This window comes from Mycobacterium sp., from assembly GCF_019243155.1.
In the GTDB taxonomy this organism is placed as follows: domain Bacteria; phylum Actinomycetota; class Actinomycetes; order Mycobacteriales; family Mycobacteriaceae; genus Mycobacterium.
In genome coordinates this window covers 1-3,233 of sequence record NZ_JAFAUS010000130.1, presented here as the reverse complement: position 1 = coordinate 3,233, position 3,233 = coordinate 1, and the positions used below count along the sequence as shown (strand labels likewise).

4 protein-coding genes are annotated in these 3,233 nt (G+C 64.8%); 2 read left to right on the top strand and 2 right to left on the bottom strand.

Features of this window, described 5'->3' with window-relative positions; genetic code table 11:
- Positions 1 to 381 (bottom strand): flavin reductase family protein (locus tag JOZ00_RS06390; protein ID WP_293341322.1); only part of this gene is annotated, 381 nt, incomplete at its 3' end.
- A gap of 39 nt (positions 382 to 420) precedes the next feature.
- Entirely contained in the window at positions 421 to 1,671 is a 1,251-nt protein-coding gene (locus JOZ00_RS06385; RefSeq protein ID WP_293341325.1) for an APC family permease, read from the bottom strand.
- Here JOZ00_RS06385 and JOZ00_RS06380 point away from each other — a divergent pair.
- Both JOZ00_RS06380 and JOZ00_RS06375 read left to right on the top strand, forming a co-directional pair.
- Positions 1,658 to 2,521, top strand: coding sequence for an ArsR family transcriptional regulator (locus tag JOZ00_RS06380; RefSeq protein ID WP_293341319.1), 864 nt, complete (start codon positions 1,658 to 1,660; stop codon positions 2,519 to 2,521). The genes JOZ00_RS06385 and JOZ00_RS06380 overlap by 14 nt on opposite strands.
- Positions 2,518 to 3,233: multicopper oxidase domain-containing protein (locus tag JOZ00_RS06375; RefSeq protein ID WP_293341316.1), on the top strand; the 716-nt coding region annotated here is incomplete at its 3' end. The genes JOZ00_RS06380 and JOZ00_RS06375, both read left to right, overlap by 4 nt.

Sequence of the window (3,233 nt, the reverse complement as noted above, 5' to 3'; positions counted from 1 at the left end):
CGTGAAACGTTCGATGATCTTGCCGACGAACCAGGCGGCGGCGTCGTCGAGGATGGGCATCTGCGCCGGGCCGGGATGCCAGGCGCAGCGCTCGAACTTGTTGACCTTGTCGCCGGTCTGGCTGCCGAACAGCTCAACGGTGTCCAGGTGGTGGTGGTCGAACAGGTGCACCGCGAGGTGGGTGGCGGCGACGGCCACCCGGTACGTGTGGTTGCGCTTGGACAGGCCGACCAGGAATCGCGGCGGATTGATGCTTGTCTGGCTGGCGAAGCCCACCAGACAGCCTGCGGAGATGCCGTCGGCGTGCGTGGTCACGACGTACATCGGGTAATTCAGCAGCGACACCAGCTTTTCGAAGGCGTCGGTTCCCGGTTCGGACATCAGCTCAGTCTTCCCTTTGGCACCAGGAGGGAATCACGTCTACCGCAACCCCCGAGAGCGAACGGCGCGGCGAAATGCGTAGGCGGACGCCCCAACGCCCAGAACCGCGACTCCGGCGACCACCGACGACAGCGGCATCGCGAACGCCAGCACCACGCATCCGCCGAGCCCAAGCGCCGGGATAGCGCGGTGCGGGCGCCCCTCATCTGGTGCGAGGGTGAACGCGGATGCGTTGGCGATGGCGTAATAGACCAGCACAGCGAATGAGGAAAAACCTATTGCGCTACGGAGGTCGGTGCAGGCGGCCACGATCGCTACGACCACCCCGATCACCACCTCCGCACGGTGGGGCACCTGGAACCGGGGATGCACCGCGGTTAGCGCACGGGGAAGGTGGTAGTCCCGGGCCATGGCCAAAGTGGTGCGCGAGACTCCGAGGATCAACGCCAGCAGGGAACCCAGCGCGGCGACCGCCCCGCCGACCTGCACTATGGGAACCAGCCAACCGGTGTGCGCCACCGCCTCGGACAGCGGTGCGGAGGCACTGGCCAGGCGGCGCGGGCCCAACACGGACAGCGTGGCCACGGCCACCAGTCCGTAGAGGATCAGCGTGATAGCGAGCGCCAGCGGTATCGCTTTCGGGATAGTGCGTGCCGGGTCGCGCACCTCCTCGCCCAGAGTTGCGATGCGCGCGTAACCGGCGAAGGCGAAAAACAGCAGACCCGCCGCCTGCACGACGCCACCGACGGTCACGTTCACTGGGCGAAGTTGATCCGTGTTGGCAATTCCGGAACTGAACGCCGCGACGATCACCCCGGTCAGCACGGCCAGCACCAAGGCGACGATGACGCGGGTCAGCCATGCCGACTTCTGAATGCCCGCGTAGTTCACCGCGGTCAGCGCCACTACGGCGGCAACCGCCACCGCATGCGCCTGCGACCGCCACGCGTAGAAGCCGACGGTCAATGCCATCGCCGCGCATGAGGCGGTCTTGCCGGCGACGAAACCCCACCCAGCCAAATACCCCCAAAATTCGCCCAGCCGCATCCGGCCATACACATATGCCCCGCCGGAAGCGGGGTACCGGGCGGCGAGCCGCGCGGATGATGTCGCGTTGCAGTAGGCCACTATCGCCGCCAGCGCCAGGCTCAGCAGCAGACCCGAACCGGCTGCACGCGCGGCCGGGCCCAGCACCGCGAATATCCCAGCACCGATCATCGAGCCGAGCCCGATCACCACGGCGTCGAACACGCCGAGGCTCCGACGAAGTTCCGGGTTGCCGGTCGACACGCTCTCGGACAACTGTTCTCCTCAAAGGGCCGCCACCAGAACAGAACTGGTGTCACAAGAGAAAGTATCAAATCTGGTTGATGTATTGTTGGGGACCATGGGGACCAGCCTTGCCGAGGTTCCGTCGCTGCTAAAAATGGCGTCGCACCCGCTGCGCTGGGCGTTGATGACCAAACTGGCAGGCGGCGACTGCCGCGTGCGGGAATTGGCCGCCGCTGCGGACGAGCCGCAGAACCTGGTCTCCTACCATTTGCGGTTGTTGCGCTCGGCCAGGTTCATCGACGCGCGGCGCAGCGATTTCGATGGTCGCGATACGTACTACAGCCTGAATCTGACAAGGTGTGCGGGAGCTTTCGGTGAGGCGGCTTCAGCGCTCCACCCGGGCCTCAACGTTTCGTCCCCGGTGAGGCCTGCGGCGCGTTCGGTGCTGTTTTTGTGCACCGGAAACAGTTCACGCTCGCCGATGGCCGAGGCGCTGCTCCGAAAGAATGGCCAGGGCCGTATTCGGGCCGCAAGCGCCGGCAGTCATCCCAAACCGCACATACATCCCACCGCGGTTCAGGTGATGCGCGACATGTATGGCATCCGCCTTGACGAATCTCGAACCCGCCCATGGGAAGCGGTATCCGGGCGACGGTTCGATCACGTGATCACTTTGTGCGACAAAGTCCGCGAATTCGCCGACGAGCACGGTCTGACCACGACTGCGCATTGGAGCATTCGTGATCCGTCGGTTGCCGGCGGAGGAAAGCGCGGAATATACGAGGAATTCCGCAGCGTCGCAGACGAATTGAATCGTCGCATCGAATTTCTGCTACCGGTCCTCAACGCTTCTCCCCGGGATCGATGATCGTGGCGGTCGATCGGCGTGACTTTTTCAAATGCGGTGGGCTGGCGTTGCTGACCGCAAGTGCAGGCGTTGGGGTTGGAGCCGAAGTCGGATGCTCGCGGCCCGCACCGCCTGCTGCGCCCAATGGCAAGGCCGACTACACACTCCGGATCGGTGCGGGCGCGGTGGAATTGGCGCCGGATCGCATCGTTTCGACCTTGACCTACAACGGTCAATTCCCTGGCCCGTTGCTGCGTTTCAAGGAGGGGCAGCGGACCTGGGTGGATATTTTCAACGACACCGACTCCGCCGAGCAGCTGCACTGGCACGGCCAGCAGGTGGGCGTCGACGTCGACGGTTCAGCCGAGGAGGGAACGCCCTATATCCCCGCGCACGGCATGCGGCGGGTTTCGTTCATTCCGGGTCCGGCCGGCTTCCGCTTCTATCACACTCACGTCGTCCCCCGAGCCGACCTGTCGCGAGGTCAGTACAGCGGCCTGGTCGGCCCGGTATACATCGAGTCCAAACAGCACCCCGGCGCCTACGACCAAGAGATCTTCCTGACGCTCAAAGAGTTTGAACCAAGCTTCACCCGCGGCGGCGACATGGCCAGCGACTTCCTGCCCGGCCCAGCCGAGCCCGACCTGAAAGCAAAAGGCGAATCGTCGATGGCGGCATCGCTTTCCCGAGGCGAGCCGCACGGCTACGAGGTGAGCTACGAAGCGTTCGCCGT